General features: G+C 70.5%; 17 protein-coding genes. 7 read left to right on the top strand and 10 right to left on the bottom strand.

Features of this window, described 5'->3' with window-relative positions; genetic code table 11:
• Nucleotides 1–81 precede the first annotated feature (81 nt).
• The 3 genes from gndA to larB are packed head-to-tail and all read left to right on the top strand — an operon-like array spanning nucleotide 82 to nucleotide 3,181.
• On the top strand, nucleotides 82–1,518 hold the full coding sequence (gene gndA / locus DA085_RS03760; protein WP_109471611.1) for an NADP-dependent phosphogluconate dehydrogenase: 1,437 nt from the start codon (nucleotides 82–84) through the stop codon (nucleotides 1,516–1,518).
• On the top strand, nucleotides 1,519–2,403 hold the full coding sequence (larE, locus tag DA085_RS03755; protein ID WP_202619092.1) for an ATP-dependent sacrificial sulfur transferase LarE: 885 nt from the start codon (nucleotides 1,519–1,521) through the stop codon (nucleotides 2,401–2,403).
• Nucleotides 2,396–3,181: a nickel pincer cofactor biosynthesis protein LarB gene (gene larB, locus DA085_RS03750; protein ID WP_109471609.1), complete on the top strand. Its 786-nt coding sequence runs from the start codon at nucleotides 2,396–2,398 to the stop codon at nucleotides 3,179–3,181. Before larE ends, larB begins: the two co-directional genes overlap by 8 nt.
• Nucleotides 3,182–3,196: 15 nt before the next feature.
• Here larB and DA085_RS03745 read toward each other — a convergent pair whose 3' ends face one another.
• The 7 genes from DA085_RS03745 to DA085_RS03715 form a co-directional block, all read right to left on the bottom strand.
• Nucleotides 3,197–4,510, bottom strand: a complete 1,314-nt coding sequence (locus DA085_RS03745; protein ID WP_109471810.1) for a TRAP transporter large permease — start codon at nucleotides 4,508–4,510, stop codon at nucleotides 3,197–3,199.
• A 2-nt stretch (nucleotides 4,511–4,512) separates the two neighbouring features.
• On the bottom strand, nucleotides 4,513–5,019 hold the full coding sequence (locus DA085_RS03740) for a TRAP transporter small permease (RefSeq protein WP_109471608.1): 507 nt from the start codon (nucleotides 5,017–5,019) through the stop codon (nucleotides 4,513–4,515).
• A 1-nt stretch (nucleotide 5,020) separates the two neighbouring features.
• On the bottom strand, nucleotides 5,021–6,031 hold the full coding sequence (locus DA085_RS03735) for a TRAP transporter substrate-binding protein (protein WP_109471607.1): 1,011 nt from the start codon (nucleotides 6,029–6,031) through the stop codon (nucleotides 5,021–5,023).
• 174 nt (nucleotides 6,032–6,205) lie between these two features.
• A complete protein-coding gene (gene ilvD, locus DA085_RS03730) occupies nucleotides 6,206–7,906 on the bottom strand; it encodes a dihydroxy-acid dehydratase (protein ID WP_109471606.1) in 1,701 nt (566 codons plus the stop codon).
• Nucleotides 7,903–8,931 (bottom strand): ketol-acid reductoisomerase, encoded by a 1,029-nt coding sequence (gene ilvC, locus DA085_RS03725; RefSeq protein ID WP_109471605.1) that lies wholly within the window; start codon nucleotides 8,929–8,931, stop codon nucleotides 7,903–7,905. Before ilvC ends, ilvD begins: the two co-directional genes overlap by 4 nt.
• Before the next feature lie 80 nt (nucleotides 8,932–9,011).
• Complete coding sequence (gene ilvN, locus DA085_RS03720) at nucleotides 9,012–9,332, bottom strand: acetolactate synthase small subunit (RefSeq protein ID WP_109471604.1); 321 nt, start codon at nucleotides 9,330–9,332, stop codon at nucleotides 9,012–9,014.
• A 224-nt stretch (nucleotides 9,333–9,556) separates the two neighbouring features.
• Nucleotides 9,557–11,371 (bottom strand): acetolactate synthase large subunit, encoded by a 1,815-nt coding sequence (locus DA085_RS03715; RefSeq protein WP_109471603.1) that lies wholly within the window; start codon nucleotides 11,369–11,371, stop codon nucleotides 9,557–9,559.
• Between the two features lie 368 nt (nucleotides 11,372–11,739).
• Between DA085_RS03715 and DA085_RS03710 the strand changes: the two genes are divergently transcribed.
• Nucleotides 11,740–12,294 (top strand): hypothetical protein, encoded by a 555-nt coding sequence (locus DA085_RS03710; RefSeq protein ID WP_109471602.1) that lies wholly within the window; start codon nucleotides 11,740–11,742, stop codon nucleotides 12,292–12,294.
• A gap of 133 nt (nucleotides 12,295–12,427) precedes the next feature.
• On the opposite strand, the gene DA085_RS03705 is transcribed toward DA085_RS03710, so the two are convergent.
• Both DA085_RS03705 and DA085_RS03700 read right to left on the bottom strand, forming a co-directional pair.
• A complete protein-coding gene (locus tag DA085_RS03705; RefSeq protein WP_109471601.1) occupies nucleotides 12,428–13,918 on the bottom strand; it encodes a catalase in 1,491 nt (496 codons plus the stop codon).
• Complete coding sequence (locus DA085_RS03700) at nucleotides 13,919–14,380, bottom strand: Fur family transcriptional regulator (RefSeq protein ID WP_272914471.1); 462 nt, start codon at nucleotides 14,378–14,380, stop codon at nucleotides 13,919–13,921.
• 196 nt (nucleotides 14,381–14,576) lie between these two features.
• On the opposite strand from DA085_RS03700, the gene lpdA reads away from it, so the two are divergent.
• From lpdA to DA085_RS03685, 3 genes are all read left to right on the top strand, one after another.
• Nucleotides 14,577–15,977 (top strand): dihydrolipoyl dehydrogenase, encoded by a 1,401-nt coding sequence (gene lpdA / locus DA085_RS03695; RefSeq protein ID WP_109471599.1) that lies wholly within the window; start codon nucleotides 14,577–14,579, stop codon nucleotides 15,975–15,977.
• A 117-nt stretch (nucleotides 15,978–16,094) separates the two neighbouring features.
• Nucleotides 16,095–17,840, top strand: coding sequence for an NAD-dependent malic enzyme (locus DA085_RS03690; protein WP_109471598.1), 1,746 nt, complete (start codon nucleotides 16,095–16,097; stop codon nucleotides 17,838–17,840).
• Nucleotides 17,841–18,029: 189 nt separating this feature from the next.
• Nucleotides 18,030–20,033: a beta-propeller domain-containing protein gene (locus DA085_RS03685; RefSeq protein WP_109471597.1), complete on the top strand. Its 2,004-nt coding sequence runs from the start codon at nucleotides 18,030–18,032 to the stop codon at nucleotides 20,031–20,033.
• 3 nt (nucleotides 20,034–20,036) lie between these two features.
• Here the strand turns inward: DA085_RS03685 and DA085_RS03680 are convergent, their stop codons facing one another.
• On the bottom strand, nucleotides 20,037–21,161 hold the full coding sequence (locus DA085_RS03680) for a hypothetical protein (protein ID WP_109471596.1): 1,125 nt from the start codon (nucleotides 21,159–21,161) through the stop codon (nucleotides 20,037–20,039).
• Nucleotides 21,162–21,182: the final 21 nt, after the last annotated feature.

Raw genomic sequence — 21,182 nt, 5'->3', positions numbered from 1 at the left:
ACGTCCGAGGCTTCGATGGTCCTCGCCGGCTCGAGGTGGCACCCTAGGACCCAGCAGCGCACCAGACCCCAGGAGGGCCCGATGACCACACCAGACACCCCGCTCGCACAGGTCGGCGTGATCGGACTGGCGGTGATGGGCAGCAACCTGGCCCGCAACTTCGCCTCGCACGGGCACACGGTCGCGGTCTACAACCGCACGGTCGAGAGGACCCAGGTCTTCCACGAGAGCTTCGGCGCGGACGGCGCATTCGTGGCCGCGCCCACGATCGAGGAGTTCGTCGCCGCCCTGGAGCGTCCCCGCAAGGTCATCATCATGGTCCAGGCGGGCCCCGGCACCGACGCGGTCATCGACCAGCTCACCCCGCTGCTGGAGGAGGGCGACATCGTGGTGGACGGGGGCAACGCGCACTACGAGGACACCCGGCGGCGGGAGGCGGCCCTGCGCGAGGTCGGCCTGCACTTCGTCGGCGCGGGCATCTCCGGCGGCGAGGAGGGCGCGCTGCTCGGCCCGAGCATCATGCCGGGTGGCAGCCCGGAGTCCTACGCCGCGCTCGGTCCCCTGCTGGAGGACATCTCGGCCAAGGTCGACGGCGAGCCGTGCTGTGCCTACATGGGCACCGACGGCGCCGGACACTTCGTCAAGATGGTGCACAACGGCATCGAGTACGCCGACATGCAGTTCATCGCGGAGGCCTACGACATCCTCACCGCGGCAGGGATGACCGCGCGGGAGGTGTCCGACGTCTTCCGCGAGTGGAACACCGGTGACCTGGACTCCTACCTGATCGAGATCACCTCCGAGGTGCTCGACCAGGAGGTCGACGGCCGGCCCCTGGTCGAGGTGATCCTCGACCAGGCCGAGCAGAAGGGCACCGGGCGCTGGACCGTGCAGATCGCCCTCGAGCTCGGGGTGCCGGTCAACACCATCGCCGAGTCCGTCTTCGCCCGCTCCACCTCGGGCCACACGGGCCTGCGCGAGGCGGCCCGGGGCGCGCTCAGCGGGCCGGACCGCACGATCACCGTCGAGGACCGGACCACCCTGGTCGACGCGGTGCGCGCGGCGCTGTGGTCGGCCAAGGTCGTGGCCTACGCCCAGGGCCTGGACCAGATCCGTTCCGCCAGTGAGGTGTACGGCTGGAACGTCAACATCTCCGAGGTCGCGCGCATCTGGCGGGGCGGCTGCATCATCCGGGCCAAGCTGCTCGAGCGGATCCGTCAGGAGTATGCGGGTGCGCACCTGGCCACACTGCTGGCCGCCCCGAGTGTGGCCGCCGAGCTGGCCGCCTCCCAGGACGCGTGGCGGCACGTCGTCGCCCTCGCCACGACCGCGGGGGTGCCGGTGCCCGGCTTCAGCGCGGCTCTGGCCTACTACGACACGGTCCGCTCCGAGCGGCTCCCGGCCTCGCTGGTGCAGGGGCTGCGTGACTTCTTCGGTGCCCACACCTACCGACGGATCGACAAGCCGGGCACCTTCCACACGCTGTGGTCCGGAGACCGCAGCGAGACGGAGGTCTGAGTGTCACCCCAGCCCGCCCCAGCCAGAGCGGTCGACGTCCACCAGGACGTCTCCCCCGAGGTGGCTGCCCTGATCGCGCGGGTCGCCGCGCACCTGCCGGCGGAGGGCCGGCTGGGCGTCGCCTACTCCGGTGGCGTGGACTCCACCACCCTCCTGGCTGTCGCCGTCCGTGAGCTGGGCGCGGACCGGACTGTCGGCATACTCGGCATCTCCCCGAGCCTGGCCACCGCCGAGCGGGCGGCCGCCCACGACATCGCGAGCCGGATCGGTGTCGGGGTCGTCGAGGTGCCCACGGACGAGGGGTCGTCGGAGGCCTACCGGGCCAACGGTCCGGACCGGTGCTTCCACTGCAAGAACGAGCTGTTCGCGCGCATCTCCGACGAGGTCGTGGCGATGCACGGGCTGGCCGCGGTGAGCTACGGCGAGAACGCCGACGACGCGGTCCGCCCGGACCGGCCCGGCGCGCGCGCCGCGACCGAGCACCTGGTGCTGCGGCCCTTGGCCGAGGGCGGTCTGACCAAGGACGACGTCCGGACCGTCGCCGCGGCGCTGGGGCTGCCCAACGCGGACAAGCCGGCGGCACCCTGCCTGGCCTCGCGGATCCCGCACTTCAAGGAGGTCACGCCCGAGAAGCTGGCCCAGGTCGACCGGGCCGAGGCGGCCGTGCGGGCCCTGGGGTTCTCCGACTGCCGGGTGCGGCACCACGACGAGGTCGCGCGGCTGGAGCTGACCGACCACGAGCTGGCGCGGGCGGCCGACCCCGCGGTGCGCACGGCGCTGGTCGAGGGGGTGCGGGCCGCCGGCTTCCGGTTCGTCGCGCTGGACCTCGTGGGCATCCAGTCCGGGGCGTTCACCCTGCCGCTGGTCTCCGTCACCCATGGCTGACCACTCCCCCACCCCCGACCGAGCGCGTGGTGACACGACGTCCCCCGCGACCGAGCGCACGGGGACGCGAGCTTCCTCCCCACCGGGCGCACCGTCGGGTCTGGACGGCATCGCGGAGTTCGACTTCGGGCGCCTGGCGCGGCGCGGCTATCCCGAGGCCGTCCTCTGTGAGGGCAAGACTCTGGAGCACCTCGTCGCGATCGCCCGCGCCGTCGGCGAGCGCGGCACGAGCCCGAACGGCCACGAGCCCCTCGGCACGATCCTGTTCACGCGGGCGTCGGAGGAGCAGGCAGCGGCCGTATGCCGTGAGCTCGCCGGGGCGGTCCACGACCCGGTCGCCCGGATGGTCGCCTGGCCCGGGCCGGTGCCCGAGTCGGGCGGCGGAACGGTCCTGGTGCTGTGTGCCGGCACGGCCGACATCCCGGTCGCCCGCGAGGCGTGGCTGACCGCCCGCCACCTCGGGCGGCCCGCGGAGCTGGTCGTCGACGTCGGGGTGGCCGGGCTGCACCGGATCCTCGCCCGGGTCGACCAGATCGCGGCGGCCTCGGCGATCGTCGTCGTCGCCGGCATGGACGGTGCCCTGGCGAGCGTCGTCGCCGGCCTCGCCTCGGCACCGGTCATCGGCGTGCCGACCTCGGTGGGCTACGGCGCCGCGCTGGACGGCCTGGCCCCGCTGCTCTCGATGCTCAACGCCTGCTCCCCGGGTGTCGCCGTCGTCAATATTGACAACGGCTACGGCGCCGGCCACCTGGCCGCCCAGATCGCTGCCACCGGGTGAGTCCGCGGTCCGTGGCTACTCCTCGGCGATGAGGCCCAGCATGTCGGGGATCCACAGCGACAACGGCTCCAGGTAGGTCACCAGGAGCAGTCCGCCGACAAGGGCGAGCAGGAACCAGATGAGTTTGCCGACGACCGGCTCGATGCCCATCCCGGCCACCCGGGCGCCGACGAAGAGCACGTTCCCCACCGGCGGGGTGATGACCCCGATGGACAGGGCATAGACGATCACCGTGCCGAAGTGCACCGGGCTCATGTCGAAGGACGTGACGATCGGCAGGAAGATCGGGGTGAAGATCAGGATCGCCGGCGTCGGGTCCATGAAGGTCCCCACCATCAGCAGGATCACCAGCATGAGGAAGAGGATGACGGTGGGGCTGTCGGAGATGCCCAGCAGCAGGTCGGAGACCGACTCCGGGATGTGCGAGAAGCTCATCACGAACGACAGCGCGGTCGAGACACCCACCAGCAGCATGATGATGGCGGTGGTCCGCGCCGCGTCCAGCAGCGCCTTCGGCAGGTCGGACATCTTGATCGTCCGGTAGGCGAACCCGAGGACCAGGCAGTAGACGACGGCGATCGCTGAGGACTCGGTGGCGGTGAAGATGCCGCCGACGATGCCGCCGATGACGATGATGATCATCAGCAGCGAGGGGACCGCCCGCCAGATCACCAGCATCGCCTGGGAGAAGGAGACGGACGCGCCGGGACGCGCGTCGCTGTACCTCCGGTAGGTCAGCAGGACCACGAGGATGCAGGCGCCGGCCCAGATCAGGCCCGGGATGACCCCGGCCATGAACAGGGCGGAGATCGAGGCACCGCTGACGAGCGAGTAGACGATGAAGGTGTTGCTCGGGGGGATGAGCATCCCGGCCGGGGCCGAGGCCACGTTGACGGCTGCCGACCACTTCCGGTCGTAGCCCTCCTCCGCCATGCGCGGGGTCATCACCGTGCCGATGGCCGCGGCCGCCGCGACCGCCGCGCCGCTCACGGCGCCGAACATCGCGTTCGCGACGACGTTGGTGTTCGCCAGGCTGGCCGGTGCCTTACCGACGAGCACCTTGGCGGCGTCGATGAGCCTGCCGGCGATGCCGCCGGTGTTCATCAGCACCCCGGCGAGCACGAAAAAGGGGATCGCGAGCAGCGTGAAGGAGTTGATGCCGGTGAACAACCGCTGGCTGGAGACCAGCGCGGCCTTCTCGACGTCGAGCAGCACGACCGCTGCGAAGAACGAACCGAGACCGATGCTGACGGCGATCGGCACGGAGAGGACGATGCCGATCACGATGGTCGCGACCAGGACGAGCGCGGCGAGGGCGATGGGGTCCACGGTCACACCACCTGGGGCTCTTCGTCGACGGCGATGGCTTCCTCGGTGTCCCGCAGGACCGCCTGGAGGTGGTAGACCGCGTAGAACGCGATCAGCAGGCCGGTGATCGGCATCGCCAGGTACATCACCCCGACCTGCGTCGGGAGCGCGCTGAGCGACTGGTTCCAGGCGCCGTTCGCGGCGCGGATGCCGCCGTAGACCAGGACGGCCACGGCGAACAGGATGATCGAGAGCTGGACGCAGACGGCCACGGCCTTCTGCGCGGCCGGCGAGAACCGCGTGACCACGAAGTCCACGGCGATGTGGCCGCGTTCGGAGAAGACGAGGGCCGTGGCGAACAGCCCCACCCAGACGAAGGTGTAGCGGGCCAGCTCCTCGGTCCACGCGCTGGGGGCGTTGAGCACCTGGCGACTGAAGACCTGCCAGACGACGATCACCACCAGCAGGGCGAACAGCACCACCGAGGCGCCCTTCAGCACCTGGTCGAGCCCCTTCTTGATCGGTTCCACGTCAACCCTCCTGGCCCGGCGCCTCGGCGCGGATCTTGTCGTAGAGCTCTCGCTGCTCCGGCGTGGTGAGGAACTCGTCGGCCAGCGGCGCGAGCGCCTCCTGGACCTCCCCCTGGTCGATCTCGACGAACTCCGCCCCACCGGCCGTGGCGCCCTCGATCGCTTCCTGGGTGGCCTCGTCCCACAGCTCGGTGTGGTCCTGGTAGGTGTTGACCCACTCGTCCTCGAGCAGCTGGCGGTCGGCCGGGTCGAGGTCCTCGAGCATCTCGGTGCTGGCGACCATGTAGTCCAACCCGACCAGGTGGTTGGAGTTGGTGAAGTAGGGCGCCACCTCGAAGTGCTTCTGCGTGAAGAAGGACACCTCGTTGTTCTCCGCACCGTCCAGGACGCCGGACTGCAGCGCCGTGTAGACCTCACCGAAGGCCATCGGCGTCGGCGACCCGCCCAGCGCCCGGATCATCGCCAGGTTGAGCTCACTCTCCTGGACGCGGATCTTCACCCCGTCCAGGTCGGCGAGGGACTCGATGGGCTTCTTGGTGTAGATGTGCCGTGACCCCTGGGTGAAGCCGCCCATCACGGTCAGGTCGTTGCTGTCCTCCAGCGAGGTGTAGAGCTCACCGACGATCTCCGGGTCGTGGACGACGGGCATCTGGTGCTCGACGGAGTCGAAGACGCCCGGCAGGCCGAGCACACGGAAGTCCAGGCTCAGGTTCTCCATCTGCGACCCGGAGATGATGCCCAGGTCGATGATGTTGTCGCTGAGCAGCTGCAGCACCTCGGCCTGGGCGCCCAGGGTCTCGTTGGGGAAGATGTCCAGGCGCACCCGCCCGTCGGTCTGCTCCTCGAGGCGGTCGCTGTAGTTGGCCAGGGCGACGTAGGAGGGGTGCGTCTCGGTCTGGTTGAGCGCGACCCGAAGGATGATGACGTCGCTCGCCGCACCGCCTCCCCCGCACGCGGTGAGGCCGAGCCCCACCGCCACCACCGTGCCGAGTGCCACGATCCGTCGTGTCATGGGCGTCCTTCCGTCGGGGTGCTTGCGGGTCACCCTAGGTGCTGCCCGTGCACCGGTCCACCGGCCACGCGTCGACACGCGCAGGAGCACAGACCGGACCGGACGGCCGGTCGGCCGTCCGGTCCGGTGGGAGACCGTCGTGCGGGGGCGGTCACCCGCCGCCCCCGCACGAGGTCAGTACGTGACGGCGCCCTGCGAGGCGGACCCGACGAGGCGCACGTACTTGGCGAGCACGCCCCGTTGGGACCGTTCCGGGGGCTCCGGGGGCGTCCACACGGCGCGGCGCACGGCGAGGACCTCGGCGCTCACCTCCAGCTCGAGGGTCCCGTGCGAGACGTCCAGGACGATCGGGTCACCGTCCTCGACCAGGGCGATCGGACCACCCGTGGTCGCCTCGGGCGCGATGTGCCCGACACACAACCCGGTCGTGCCGCCCGAGAACCGCCCATCGGTCACCAGCAACACGTCCTTACCGAGCCCAGCACCCTTGATCGCACCGGTGATCGCGAGCATCTCCCGCATCCCGGGACCACCCTGCGGCCCCTCGTAGCGGATGACGACCACGTCCCCGGCCGCGATGGTGCCGTTCTCCAGGGCATCCATGGCGGCACGCTCCCCGTCGAAGACCCGCGCCGTGCCGCGGAACACCTCCGAGTCGAACCCGGCCGACTTCACCACCGCCCCCTCGGGCGCCAGCGACCCCTGCAGGATGGTCAACCCACCGGTCTTGTGGATCGGGTTGTCCAACGCCCGCAGCACCGTGCCGTCCAGGTCCGGCGCCGGCACGTCGGCCAGGTTCTGCGCCACGGTCCGGCCCGTCACGGTCAGACAGTCACCGTGCAACAGCCCGGCATCCAGCAGCGCCCTCATCACCACCGGGATACCACCGACCCGGTCCACATCGACCATCACGTGCTGCCCGAACGGCTTGACGTCAGCCAGGTGCGGCACCCTGGCGCCGATCCGACGGAAGTCGTCCAGCGACAGCTCGACCTCCGCCTCGTGAGCGATCGCGAGCAGGTGCAGCACGGCGTTGGTCGACCCACCGAAGGCCATCACCACCGCGATCGCGTTCTCGAACGCCTCCTTGGTCATGATCTGCCGGGCCGTGATGCCCTGACGGAGCATCCCGACCACCGCCCGACCAGAAGCACGGGCGATGCCGTCCCGCCGCCGGTCGGTGGCCGGCGGCGCCGCCGACCCCGGCAGGGCCATACCCATCGCCTCGGCCACCGCAGCCATCGTGTTAGCGGTGTAGAAACCACCACAGGCACCCTCGCCCGGGCAGATCGCCCGCTCGATGGCGTCCACGTCATCCCGTGACATCAACCCACGCGAACACGCACCCACCGCCTCGAAGGCGTCGATGATCGTGACCTCACGAGTCGACCCGTCAGACAGCTTCGCCTGACCCGGCAGGATCGTCCCGGCATACACGAACACCGACGCCAGATCGAGGCGCGCGGCCGCCATCAGCATCGCCGGCAGGGACTTGTCACACCCGGCCAACAACACCGAGCCGTCCAGGCGCTCGGCCGACATCACCGTCTCCACGGAGTCGGCAATCACCTCACGCGACACCAGGGAGTAGTGCATGCCCTCGTGCCCCATCGAGATCCCGTCCGACACCGAGATGGTGGCGAACTCCAGGGGGTAACCGCCGGCCTCGTGCACCCCGTCCTTGACGGCCTTGGCCAAGCGCTCCAGGGACAGGTTGCACGGCGTGATCTCGTTCCAGGACGAGGCCACACCGATCTGCGGCTTGACCCAGTCCTCATCACCCATCCCGACCGCCCGGAGCATCCCACGCGCAGCAGTCTTCTCCAGACCATCAGTCACATCGCGCGAACGCGGCTTCGGATCGACCTCGGTCACCGCGCTGCGGTCCCCTCGACGTAGTCGGAGTCGTGCGACTTGACCCACGACATCATGTCGCGCAGCTCGCGGCCGACGGTCTCGATCGGGTGGGTCTCGCCCTCGGAGCGGAGCTTCTGGAACTCGGGGGCACCGGCATCCTGGTCGGCGATGAAGCGAGCCGCGAAGCTGCCGTTGCGCACGTCCTCCAGCACCGCCTGCATGTTCTCCTTGACCTTGTCGTCGATCACGCGCGGGCCGGAGACGTAGTCGCCGTACTCCGCGGTGTCGGAGATGGACCAACGCTGCTTGGCGATGCCACCCTCATACATGAGGTCGACGATGAGCTTCAGCTCGTGGAGGCACTCGAAGTAGGCGACCTCCGGCTGGTAGCCGGCCTCGGTCAGGGTCTCGAAGCCCTTCATGATCAGCTGGCTCACGCCGCCACAGAGGACCGCCTGCTCGCCGAAGAGGTCCGTCTCGGTCTCCTCGGTGAAGGTGGTCTTGATGCCACCCGCCCGCAGTCCACCGATGGCCGCGGCGTACGAGAGCGCCAGGTCCCAGGCGTGCCCGCTGGCGTCCTGCTCGACGGCGACCAGCACCGGCACACCGCGCCCGTCGACATACTCGCGCCGGACCAGGTGACCCGGGCCCTTCGGGGCGACCATGCACACGTCCACGCCGGCCGGGGGCTTGATGTAGTCGAACCGGATGTTGAAGCCGTGGCTGAAGAAGAGTGCGTCGCCCTCGGACAGGTGCGGCTCGATCGCCTGGGTGTAGAGGGTCCGCTGCGTGTGGTCCGGGGTGAGCACCATGATCAGGTCGGCCTCCTGGGCCGCCTGCTCCGGGGTCACGACCCGCAGACCCTCGGCCTCGGCCTTCGCGCGGGAACGGGAGGTCTCGGGGAGGCCGACGCGCACGTCCACCCCGGAGTCACGGAGCGACAGCGCGTGCGCGTGCCCCTGGCTGCCGTAGCCGATGACTGCGACCGAACGGTCCTGGATCAGGCCCAGCTCGGCGTCGTCGTCGTAGTACATCTTGGCCATCTGAAGTCGTTCTCCTTGGGTGAGGGGAGGACCTCCCCACTTTGTGGGGAGGCTTGGAACTGGTTGTGCGGATCTGTGGGTCAGCCCCAGGCCGCAGCCATGGCGCCGACCGGGCGGGGGCCGTTGTCGTTGATCGCCCACAGCTGGTCGCGGATCGCCGAGGGGTCCGACAGCTCCTCGATGTGGATGACCTCGATCAGCTTGTCCAGCTGGTTGGTGACCTTGTGCAGCTGGTCATCGGCGACGTTGAGGACGATCGTCATCCGGGAGACCTTGGGGTCCTCCGTCGGACCGACGACCAGGTGGTCGATGTTGAAGCTGCGGCGGGCGAACAGGACCGAGACCCGGGCCAGGACCCCAGGATTGTTCTCGACCAGGACGGACAGTGCGTGACGGCTCATGATGTGCTCCAAAGGTGTGGTGCGGGGTGCCACCGGGACTGCACGGTGACGTGGGCTGCAGGTGTGCTCTGCACCGACAACGGTGTCGGGCAGTAGTTCTGTGAAGGCCTGTCCCCTGTGGGGTGAGGCCCGGACGAGTGCGTGTCGGATGTGCTAGCTGAGATGCCCGGCCCCTGCCCGGACTCGGATAATCAGGAGGCGGTGGCGACCGTAGGGACTGCCCATCAGTCGTCCTCCTCGAACTGGGGGGCGAGGTCGCGGGCGTACTTGATGTCGTCGTTGCTGGTGCCGGAGGCGACCATCGGCCACACCATCGCGTCCTGGTGGACCCGGAAGTCGACGACCACCGGCACGTCGTCGACCGCCATGGCGGCCTCGATCGTCTTGTCGATGTCGGCCGGGTCGTCGCACCGCAGCGCCTCGCAGCCGTAGCTGCGGGCCAGCATCACGAAGTCCGGGACCTGGACCGGGGCCCGCCCGGCCGGGTCGGTGGGGGTGCCACGCAGACCCGTGTGGCTGTAGCGCTCGTTGTAGAACAGCGTCTGCCACTGGCGGACCATGCCGAGGGCGCCGTTGTTGATGATGGCGACCTTGATCGGGATGCCCTCGACGGCGCAGGTGGCCAGCTCCTGGTTGGTCATCTGGAAGCACCCGTCGCCGTCGATCGCCCAGACGGTCGTGTCGGGACGGCCGATCTTGGCGCCCATCGCCGCGGGGACCGCGAAGCCCATGGTGCCCAGCCCGCCCGAGTTGATCCAGGTGCGGGGCCGCTCGAACCCGAGGTAGTGCGCGGCCCACATCTGGTGCTGCCCGACGCCCGAGGTGAAGACCGTCTCCGGCCCGGCGAGCTGACCGATCCGCTGGATCACCTGTTGGGGAGCGACCTGCCCGGCCGGCGGCGCGTCATACGACAGCGGGTAACGGTCCTGGACCCGCTGGCAGAAGGCGACCCACTCGGCGTAGTCGGGAACGGTGCCCGCCTCCACCCGTGCCCGGAACTCGGCGGCCAGGGCGGCGATCGTGGGCCGGCAGTCGCCGACGAGGGCCACGTCCGCGGTGCGGATCTTGCCGATCTCGGCGGGGTCGATGTCGGCGTGGATCACCTTGGCGTGGGGTGCGAAGGACTCGCGGACCCCGGTGACCCGGTCGTCGAAACGGGCTCCGAGGCTGATGATCAGGTCGGACTTCTGCAGCGCACCGACGGCTGCGACGGTGCCGTGCATGCCGGGCATGCCCAGGTGCTGCGGGTGGCTGTCCGGGAAGGCACCGCGCGCCATCAGCGTGGTGACCACCGGGAGCCCGGTCAGCTCCGCCAGGGTCATCAGCTCGCGGTGCGCACCGGCGCGGATCGTGCCACCACCGACGTAGAGCACCGGGCGGCGCGAGGACAGCATCAGGCTGACCGCGTCGCGGATCTCGGGCTGGCCGGGCTCGGTGACGGGGCGGTAGCCGGGCATCGCCAGGTCGCCGTCGGTGATCCGCTTCGTCGACGCGACGAGGGCGTCCTTGCTGACGTCGACCAGGACGGGACCGGGCCGGCCGCTGGAGGCCAGGCGGAACGCGCTGGCGACGGTCGGGCCGATCATCGCGGGGTCGGTCACCAGGAAGCTGTGCTTGGTCACCGGCATGGTGATCGAGCGGATGTCGGCCTCCTGGAAGGCGTCCGAGCCCAGCGCCGTGCTGGGCACGTTGCCGGTGATCGCGACCATCGGCACCGAGTCCATGTTGGCGTCGGCCAGCGGGGTCACCAGGTTGGTCGCACCCGGCCCGCTGGTGGCCAGGCAGACACCGACCCGGCCCGTCGCCGCCGCGTAGCCCTGGGCGGCGTGGCCGGCGCCCTGCTCGTGGCGCACGAGGATGTGCCGCAGCTCGGGCCGCTGGTAGAGCGTGTCGTAGAGCGGCAGCACCGCCCCACCCGGGAGCCCGAAAATGTGCTCAGCACCTACGCGAAGCAGGGCGTCCACGAGTGCTTCCGCACCGGTCGTCGTGCTCGGCAGCGCCGGCTGGGCGGGCGCTGGGGTGGTGGGCTGAGCGGTCATGGCTCTCTCTCTGGCTGGTTCGGGATACAAAAAAACCCCCGGCCCGGGTGGGCAACGGAGGTAGGACGCGTCTCGGTAAGTGGTTACCGCGTGACGCGCCCTGAGATAATAAGTACGAGGCCGAAGTGCATGCGCTAACCATGCCCCCACCCACCCCGGTCCTGTCAAGAGCCTTCTCCTGTGACACCAGTCACAGGAGGGGTGTTCGTGCGTGTCAGCCCCTCCCGGATCCACCATGTGGACGAGGAGTTGGCAGCGCACCGTGCTGGCCTGTGCCCGAGGCAGTCCCACGCGGACCCAGGGCGATACTGGGCCCACGGGACGGTCGTCACCGAGCACCAGGCCGCGTACCCGACGGAGGAGGACTCGTGACCGCAGACCTGAGGCGTGCGCAGCGCAGGGGCCGGATCGTCATCGTCACGATCATCGCGCTGTTCCTGCTCACGGTGGCGGCGCTAGGCTGGTTCCTGGTCCAGCGCGAGGGGGAGGAGGCCCGGCTCGCCGAGCTCCGGGCAGCCGGCCTGACGGTGGTCGCCCTGCCCGACCTGGGCCTCGAGCCCCACGACCTCCAGCCGCTGGAGCGCAACCGGGGGCTCGCCGTGACCTATGCCGAGCCTGACGGCCGACCCACGCCCACCACGCGCGCCCTCACGCTGCGCACGGGAGCCGACCCCGATCCGTGCGCGCTGCTGGGATCGGTCGAACCTGACCTCGCCGACGGCTGCGAGGCGACGCCCGACGGCCACCTGGTGGCCGACAGCAGCAGCCCGGGGTCGGGCCTGCTGGCTGCCGGCGAGCTCCGCGACAGCGTGCTCATCGTGCTCGTCGGTGACCCGGCGGACCACACGGCAGACGAGCTGCGAGCCGCCGTGGCCGCAGCGGACCTGGTGCCGCTGGAGGTCCTGCTCAGGCAGCTGGACTGACCGCCACCGGCCGCGCTGGGCGCCTTCCGCGCCCAGCGGACACGGGGGACGGTCCAACGGCGAAGGGCCTGCGGAGGTGGCCGGTCCGACCACCTCCGCAGGCCCTCACGAGCGGACCCGCGGGCTCAGAGCCTCACGCGTCGGCGTCGACCGGGTCCAGACCCGGCACCTGCTCCTCCTGGCCAGCGCGGTAGGCCGCCTCGATCGCGGCGCCCACCTCGGCATCGATCCTGGTCCAGTAGTCGAAGACGCGGGAGAGCACCGGCTCCTCGACGTCGGCCAGCGAACCGACCACGGTCTCCACGAGGCCCTGGCGCTCCGCCTCGGTGTAGACCTCACGCACGAGGGTGTGCGCCTGACCGAAGTCGTCGTCCTCGGCGTGCAGCGAGTAGGCGGCACGCACCATCTCGCCGTCCGCCTCCCAGCCGGTCTCCTCCGGACCCTGCGTGTCGGCGTAGGGACGACCGTAGGAGTTCGGCGCGTAGACCGGCGCGTTGCCGCTGTGGTGGAACTGCATCGACCCCTCCTTGTCGTAGGAGTTGGTGCGGTTGGTCGGCGCGTTGACCGGCAGCTGGTTGAAGTTGGTGCCGAGGCGGTTGCGCTGCGCGTCCGGGTAGGAGAAGACGCGGGCCAGCAGCATCTTGTCCGGGGAGACCCCGGTGCCGGGCACGGTGTTCGACGGGCTGAAGGCGGCCTGCTCGATCTCCGCGAAGTGGTTGGTCGGGTTCTCGTACAGGGTGAACCGGCCGACCGGGATCCGCGGGTAGTCCTTCTTGGACCACGTCTTGGTGAGGTCGAAGGGGTTGAAGCGGTAGTCCTTGGCCTCCTCGTAGGGCATGACCTGGACCTCGAGGCGCCAGCTCGGGAACTCACCGCGCCCGATGGCCTCGAACAGGTCACGGCGGTGGTAGTCACCGTCGGTGCCCGCGAGCTCGGCAGCCTCCTCGTTGGACATGTTGTGCACGCCCTGCTCGGAGAGGAAGTGGTACTGCACCCAGAACTTCTCGCCGGCCTCGTTGACCCAGAGGTAGGTGTGGGAGGAGTAGCCGTTCATCTCCCGCCAGCTGCGCGGCAGACCGCGCGGCCCCATCAGGTAGGACACCTGGTGCGCCGACTCCGGCACGAGGGTCCAGAAGTCCCACTGCATGTTGCCGCTGCGCAGACCGGAGTCCGGGGTGCGCTTCTGGGAGTGGATGAAGTCGGGGAACTTCATGGGGTCACGGACGAAGAAGATCGGCGTGTTGTTGCCGACCAGGTCGAAGTTGCCCTCCTCCGTGTAGAACTTCAGGGCGAAGCCGCGCACGTCGCGCCAGGTGTCGGGCGAGCCGAGCTCGCCGGCGACGGTGGAGAAGCGGGCCATCATCCGGGTCTTGGCACCGGGCTGCAGGAACTTCGCCTTGGTGAAGCGGCTGACGTCCTCGGTCACCTCGAACTCACCGAAGGCCCCCGAACCCTTCGCGTGCGGGCTGCGCTCCGGGATCCGCTCACGGTCGAACCGCGCCAGCTTCTCGACCAGCGCGACGTCGTGCAGCAGCAGCGGACCGTTGGTCCCCACGCTCAGTGAGTGGGCGTCCGACGGACGCGGGGCGCCGTTCTCGTAGGTGCCGGCTGAAAACTCAGACATTCATCCTCCGTGGTGTTGGTGTGGTTCCGCACGGCCCTCGACCGCACGGCAGTTCGGGCAGAGTCCGGAGTAGAGGACGTCAGCGACCTCCACGGCGAACCCGTGGTCGTGGCTGGGCACCAGGCAGGGCGCCTCCCCGACGGCACACGGCACGTCGGCGAGCGCACCGCAGCCGCGGCACAGCAGGTGGTGGTGGTTGTCGTGCAGGTCCAGCTCGTAGCGCGCGACGTTGCCCACCAGGATCCGTCGCACCAGCCCCACCTCGGTGAGTGCGTGCAGCACGTCGTAGACGGCCTGCCGGGACACCGGACCGACCTGCCCCTGGACCCGCTCGTGGACCGCGTCGGCACTGCTGTGCGGTCCCGCGGTGAGGGCCTCCAGGACGGCGACCCGGGGGCGTGTCACCCGCAGCCCCGCCTCGCGGAGCGCCACGGCAGGAGCCGGTATGACGTGACTCGCCACGTCGTTCACCTCGCCTCCCGGACGCCTGGGTCGGGGTCGCCCGACCCCTTTCTGGACTGAGTCCAGTCTAGTCGCTTCTCCGCGAACGTCAACCTCTCGACCCGACAGGGCAGCCGATTCCCGACCGGCACCTGCCGACCGGACCGACGCCGGGGGCGAGGCTGCCGGGAGAGCCGGCGGACGGCATACTGTCCGCATGGCCGATCACTATGACGTCGTTGTTCTCGGTGCCGGTCCCGGAGGGTACGTCGCGGCGATCCGCGCGTCCCAGCTGGGCAAGAAGGTCGCCGTCGTGGAGAAGCAGTACTGGGGCGGTGTCTGCCTCAACGTCGGCTGCATCCCGTCCAAGGCCCTGCTGAAGAACGCGGAGCTGGCGCACACGCTCACGCACGAGAAGGCGAAGTTCGGCATCGAGGGCGACGCCACGATGTCCTACGGCCCCACCCACAAGCGCAGCCGCGACGTCTCGGCCGGGATCGTCAAGGGCGTGCACTTCCTGATGAAGAAGAACAAGATCACCGAGGTCGACGGCTGGGGCACGCTCACCTCGCCGACCGGGATGACGGTGGAGCTCAACGGCGGCGGGAGCCAGGAGCTCACCTTCGACAACCTGATCCTGGCCACCGGCGCGACCACGCGGATGATCCCGGGCGTGCAGGTCAGCGACAACGTCGTGACCTACGAGGAGCAGATCCTCGACGCCGAGCTGCCCGGCTCGATCGTCATCGCCGGCTCCGGCGCGATCGGTGTCGAGTTCGCCTACGTGATGGCCAACTTCGGGGTGGAGGTGACCATCGTCGAGTTCCTGGACCGCATGGTGCCGACCGAGGACGCCGAGGTCTCCAAGGAGCTGCTCAAGCACTACGAGAAGCTCGGCGTCACGGTCCTGCTCAGCACCAAGGTGGAGTCCGTCGAGGACACCGGCAGTGGTGTCAAGGTCACGGTGAGCCCCGCCTCGGGCGGCGACTCCCAGGTCCTCGAGGCCGACCGGCTGCTCTCGGCGATCGGCTTCGCGCCCCGCCTGGAGGGCTACGGCCTGGAGGCGATCGGTGTCCAGACCACCGACCGCGGCGCCATCGCGGTGGACGGCCGCGGCCGCACCAACGTGGACGGTGTCTACGCGATCGGCGACGTCACGGGCAAGCTGATGCTGGCGCACACCGCCGAGGCCATGGGCATCGTCGCCGCCGAGACCATCGCGGACGCCGAGACCCAGGAGATCGACTTCGACTTCATCCCGCGCGCGACCTACTGCCACCCGCAGATCGCCTCCATGGGCTACTCCGAGGAGCAGGCCAGGGAGAAGGGCTACGACGTCAAGGTCGCCAAGTTCCCGTTCACGGCCAACGGCAAGGCGATGGGCCTGGGCGATGCCGTCGGCTTCGCCAAGATCGTGGCGGACGCCGAGCACAACGAGATCATCGGCGCCCACATCATCGGCCCGGACGCCACCGAGCTCCTGCCGGTGCTCAACGCCGCGCAGACCTGGGACCTCACCGCCGACGAGCTCTCCCGCGTCGTCTTCGCCCACCCGACCCTGGGTGAGGCGCTCAAGGAGGCCCTGCACGGCGTCGCGGGACACATGATCAACCTGTGAGACCCCGTCTGCCGGACCAGGCGGCATACTCCGTCTGCTCCTGAGTGAGGCGCCCCGCCGGACCATTTCCGGTGGGGCGCTCTCCGTCCCGGGCCGGGCACCCATTACTGTCCCGTTATGCCGCGCCAGTACCAGTTCCGCACCGTCGACGGGGTCGAGACCGTCCAGATCGCCGTGCGAGGACGCCAGGTACTGGCCCGGCCGATGCTCAACTTCGGTCCCGCCTACACCCTCGAGCAGCGTCGCGCCCTCGGCCTGCAAGGGCTGCTCCCGCCCGCCGTGAACTCGATGAACGAGCAGCTCAAGCGGGTCTACCGGCAGTTCGCGACCAAGCCCGACGCGCTGAGCAAGTACGTCTACCTCAACCAGCTGCAGGACCTCAACGAGATCCTCTACTACCGCCTGGTCGCCGAGCACCTCGACGAGATGCTGCCGATCATCTACACGCCCACGGTCGGTGAGGCGATCGAGGCGTTCAGCTCGACGTTCGACCGGGCGCGCGGCATCTACCTGGCGATCGACACCCCGGAGAGCATCGACGAGGCTCTGGCGGCCCACGGCGCCGGCCCGGACGACGTCGACCTGCTCGTGGTGACCGACTCCGAGGGCATCCTCGGCATCGGCGACCAGGGCGTGGGCGGGATCCGGATCGCCGTCGGCAAGCTCGCGGTCTACACGACTGCCGCGGGGATCCACCCGCTGCGCGGGGTCCCGATCGTGCTGGACGTCGGCACGGACAACCTCGCGCTGCTCAACGACCCGGCCTACCTGGGCGCCCGGCACGCGCGGGTCCGCGGCGAGCGCTACGAGGAGTTCATCGCGACGTTCGTCGCCGCCGTCAAGCGGCACTTCCCGCACGCGCTGCTGCACTGGGAGGACTTCGGGGCCAACAACGCGCACCGCATCCTGGACACCTACCGCGAGGAGCACGTCTCCTTCAACGACGACATCCAAGGCACCGCGGCCGTGGTCGCCGCTGCGGCGCTCGCCGCGGTGCGCGCCAAGGGCGAGCGGATGGCCGACCAGCGGGTCGTCATCCACGGAGCCGGCACGGCGGGCATCGGCGTGGCCGACCTGATGCGTGACGTGATGGTGCGCGAGGGCCTGCCGGAGGAGGAGGCCGCCCGGCGCTTCTGGGGCCTGGGCAGCCGTGGCCTGCTGCACACCGCCGGTCCGATGCGGCCGTTCCAGGAGCGCTACGCCCGCCCGTCGGAGGAGCTCGCCTCCTGGGTGACGGCCGAGCCGGCGCGGTATGCCCTGGCGGACGTCGTGCGCAACGTGAGGCCGACGATCCTGATCGGGACCTCCGCGCAGGCGGGGTCCTTCACCGAGGCGATCGTCCGGGACATGGCCGCGGGATGTGACCGGCCGATCATCATGCCGCTGTCCAACCCGACCCCGAAGGCCGAGGCGGTCCCTGCCGACCTGCTCGCCTGGACCGACGGGAGGGCTCTCATCGCCACCGGCTCACCCTTCGGCCCGGTCGAGCACGGCGGCACCACCTACGAGATCGCGCAGGCCAACAACGCCCTGGTCTTCCCCGGGATCGGCCTGGGCGTCGTGGCCTCGCGAGCGAGCCAGGTGACCGACCACATGATCGCTGCCGCCTCGCACGCGGTCGCGGAGATGACCTCCGCCAAGCGGCTGGGAGCCCCGATCCTGCCCACGATGCGGCAGCTGCGCGCCGTCTCCGCGGCGGTCGCCGTGCGCGTGGCCCAGGCGGCGCAGGAGGAGGGCGTGGCCACCGTCCGGCTCGAGAACCCGATCCAGGACATCCAGGACCTGATGTGGCAGCCGGTGTACCCCCAGGTCGAGGTGGTCACCGAGATCGCGGAGCCCTCGGCCCGCACGACCGACCCCTGACCACTGGACCACCCGAGCAGAGGCAGGGGTATGCCGAGGGTCGCCTCGGCATACCCCGTCGCCTGTCGAGGGAATCGTCAGGCGACCGTGCCCGGTCGAGAGAGAGAAGGGGTGGCGGGAACCCGGGGGCTGTGGGCTGCGTCACACCGCTGACAACGCCGTCAGCCCTACTCGCCCCCGGAGGCCACGATGCCTCGTCCCACCGTTCCCGCACTGCTCACCTGCTCGCTCGTCGCGGCCCTCGCCGCGTGCGCCTCTCCCCCGGGCACCGTGACGCCGGCGAGCTCACCGCCGGGTGCACCAGAGGGCTCCACCGGGTGGGACGCGACCGCCGCCCGCTCGGCCGTCACGGCGCTGCCGGCCTCGCTGATCGAGCGCTTCGCCGGCTGTGACGACCTGCTCACCTACTACCAGGCCAACGCCCTGGAGGAGGTCGGCCCGTACGGCCTCGGCGGCTACGGCTACGGAGACGAGGTGGTCGCCGCCGACGGTGACGCCTCTGCCGGAGCCGAGTCCGACGGCGCCGCACCCGAACACTCCAGCACCAACGTGCAGGAGGAGGGCGTCGACGAGGCGGACCTGGTCAAGACCGACGGCCGCATCATCGTCACCACCGTCAGCGGGCGCGTGCAGATCGTGGATGTCGCCAGCGAGACGGTCATCAGCACCGTGCCTCTGCCCGGTCGCAGGGACCAGGTCCAGGCCGGCGAGCTCCTGCTGCACGGCTCCACCCTCGTGGTGCTCTCGCACGAGTGGGCCGGCTGGTCCCCGGTGGACAGCGACCACCACACGGCCTACCCCAGCCCGCGCACGGTCGTCACGACCGTCGACCTCAGCGACCCGGCCGAGCCGCGCACCGTCGGGTCCGTCCGGATCGAGGGCTCCTACACGTCGGCGCGGATGATCGGTGACACCGTCCGGATGGTCATGGTCTCCCAGCCGCCGTCGGTGGAGCAGACCTCCCCCCGGGACGGGCGGCTCAGCTCGGAGGAGGAGGCTGAGGAGGCCAACCGCCGGCTCATCCGCGAGACCACCATCGACGACTGGGTCCCGCACGTGCAGGAGCTCGGCGCCGACGGCGAGCCGGTGTCGACCGAGCGCCTGCTGGACTGCGACGAGATCTCCCGGCCACGCGATCCCGCCGGCCTGTCGACCATGACGGTGCTGAGCTTCGACATCGGCTCCGGCACCCCACAGCCCACCTCGGGCGCCGGCCTCGTGGCCGCGGGGAGCACCGTGTACGCCTCGACCGACCGGCTGATCGTGGCGACCAACAGGTGGGACCCGTGGCGCTGGTCCGACACGGGCACGGAGCCGTGGGGTGACGGGAGCACGGCCAGGACCGACCTGCACTCCTTCGACATCAGTGACCCGGAGGGCACGACCTACCAGGCCTCCGGCACCGTCGACGGCTTCCTGCTGAGCCAGTGGGCCCTGGACGAGCAGGACGGAGTCCTCCGCGTCGCCACGACCACCGACCCGCGTGCAGCGTCGCAGGAGTCGCAGTCCGCGCTGATCATGATGCGCGAGGACGGGGACACCCTGGTCGAGACCGGCCGCGTCGACGGCCTCGGCGTCACCGAGCAGATCCGGGCCGTGCGCTACCTGGGTCCGGACCTGGCGGCCGTGGTGACCTTCCGGCAGACCGACCCGCTCTACCTGATCGACACCACCGACCCCACCGCACCCACCGTCACCGGTGAGCTGAAGATCCCTGGCTACTCGGCATACCTGCACCCGATCGGCGACGACACCCTGTTGGGGATCGGCCAGGACGCGGACCCGGAGAACGGGGCCACCGAGGGGCTGCAGGTGTCGCTCTTCGACATCAGCGACCTGAGCGCGCCGGTCCAGACGGACGTGCTCACCTGGAAGAACACCTACTCGCCCGTCGAGTGGGACCACCGGGCCCTCACCTGGTGGCCGGCCACGGGGCAGGCCTTCCTTCCCGCCACGACGTGGTCCGAGAGCGCGGACAAGCCGCCGTTCGCCGGGGTGATCGCGCTCGGTGCCGACGAGTCGACGCTGCGCGAGGACGCCCGGGTCAGCACGACCCCCGGGAAGGACTCGTGGGGCGAGGGACCGCAGCGCACGATCGTCATCGGCGACGACCTGTGGACCCTGGACCACCAGGGGCTGGCCCGCTTCGACCTGGAGACGATGGAGGGCGGGTGGGCCGTCGACCTCCAGTGAGCGTCACAGCCCGGTCGGCTCCTCGAGCAGCTCGACCTCCGGGCACACGCCCAGCGGGACCAGGTCAGCGAGGACCAGGTGAGCGGCCGCACCCGGGTTCGTGACGGCATACCGCAGCTCGCCGACCGTCCCGCTCACCCCCGCCACCGACCCCTCACCGAAACCGTCGGCGAAGCCCACCGACTCCGTCGTCGGCCAGTCCTCACCGAGCGCCACCCGGGCGGCCAGGTCCGTCTCGATGGTCGCCGGCGAGGTCCCCGACGGGTACGCGAGCCGGACGGTGGCGGTGCGGCCCGTGAACGCGACCGCCACCGCCTCGAGCCCGGTCAGCGACGCCACGTCGTGCGCGGCCAGCACCTCGTCCTGGTGCTCCACCGTGGCATCGACGCCGAGCGCGGTGGCGAACGGGACACAGCCGTCGCGCACCACCAGGCTCTCGGCCGGGACGTCACCCACGACCGCGAGCGCCGGGTCGCTGGCCCACACCTCACCGGTGGTCGCACCCCCGAGGACCGTCGAGGTCGCCCGGTCGAGGACCGCCCCACCGAGGCCGGGCGCACCGTCGTCGATCGCGGCCTGCACGAGGTCCGGGTCCAGGTCGGGCCGCATGGCGAGCAGGAAGCCGGCGCCGTCCGGCCCGCGCCAACGGACCTCGGCGTCGACGTCGTCCTGGGTGAAGTCGTAGGTCAGGTCGTAGCGGCTGTTCTCCTCGCGCAGCAGCCCGTCGGTCAGCAGCACGGTGGAGGCCTCGGCCGCCCGCCAGAACTCCAGCCGGTCGGTCATCAGGTCCTGCGAGGTCAGCTCCGGCACCCCGAGGCGCTCCCGGACCGCGTCGAGGTCGGTGACGGTCAGGTGGGTCGCCCCCGCAGGGGTGGCCAGCAGTGCCAGGCCGTATGCCGAGGGGCCGGCTCCGGTCTCCCCGCTCGCCGGCGCGGTGGTCCCCTCGCCGCCGTGCCCGGTGGTCCCGGCCGCTGGCGCGGCACCGGGTGAGGAGGTGGCCCCACCCCCGTCCGCCATGCCGGCGGTGGCACTGCTCGTGGTGGGCGCCGACCCGGGGTCGTCCTCGCTGGCGCACCCCGCGGTGACCAGGAGGAGCGTGGCGGCGACGGCGAGCGCGGACCTGTCCATGCCCCGATCCTCGCACCCACC

It is taken from the genome of Ornithinimicrobium cavernae, from assembly GCF_003121625.1.
Lineage (GTDB): Bacteria > Actinomycetota > Actinomycetes > Actinomycetales > Dermatophilaceae > Ornithinicoccus > Ornithinicoccus cavernae.
Note: the sequence above shows the minus strand (reverse complement) of the source record. Positions and strands in the feature narration are given on the sequence as shown.

Excerpts from the sequence above, each read along its gene's own strand:
- gndA (WP_109471611.1), top strand. The coding sequence starts at position 82 with ATGACCACACCAGACACCCCGCTCGCACAGGTCGGCGTGATCGGACTG.
- larB (WP_109471609.1), top strand. The coding sequence starts at position 2,396 with ATGGCTGACCACTCCCCCACCCCCGACCGAGCGCGTGGTGACACGACG.
- DA085_RS03735 (WP_109471607.1), bottom strand. The coding sequence starts at position 6,031 with ATGACACGACGGATCGTGGCACTCGGCACGGTGGTGGCGGTGGGGCTC.
- ilvC (WP_109471605.1), bottom strand. The coding sequence starts at position 8,931 with ATGGCCAAGATGTACTACGACGACGACGCCGAGCTGGGCCTGATCCAG.
- ilvN (WP_109471604.1), bottom strand. The coding sequence starts at position 9,332 with ATGAGCCGTCACGCACTGTCCGTCCTGGTCGAGAACAATCCTGGGGTC.
- DA085_RS03715 (WP_109471603.1), bottom strand. The coding sequence starts at position 11,371 with ATGACCGCTCAGCCCACCACCCCAGCGCCCGCCCAGCCGGCGCTGCCG.
- DA085_RS03705 (WP_109471601.1), bottom strand. The coding sequence starts at position 13,918 with ATGTCTGAGTTTTCAGCCGGCACCTACGAGAACGGCGCCCCGCGTCCG.
- lpdA (WP_109471599.1), top strand. The coding sequence starts at position 14,577 with ATGGCCGATCACTATGACGTCGTTGTTCTCGGTGCCGGTCCCGGAGGG.
- DA085_RS03690 (WP_109471598.1), top strand. The coding sequence starts at position 16,095 with ATGCCGCGCCAGTACCAGTTCCGCACCGTCGACGGGGTCGAGACCGTC.
- DA085_RS03685 (WP_109471597.1), top strand. The coding sequence starts at position 18,030 with ATGCCTCGTCCCACCGTTCCCGCACTGCTCACCTGCTCGCTCGTCGCG.
- DA085_RS03680 (WP_109471596.1), bottom strand. The coding sequence starts at position 21,161 with ATGGACAGGTCCGCGCTCGCCGTCGCCGCCACGCTCCTCCTGGTCACC.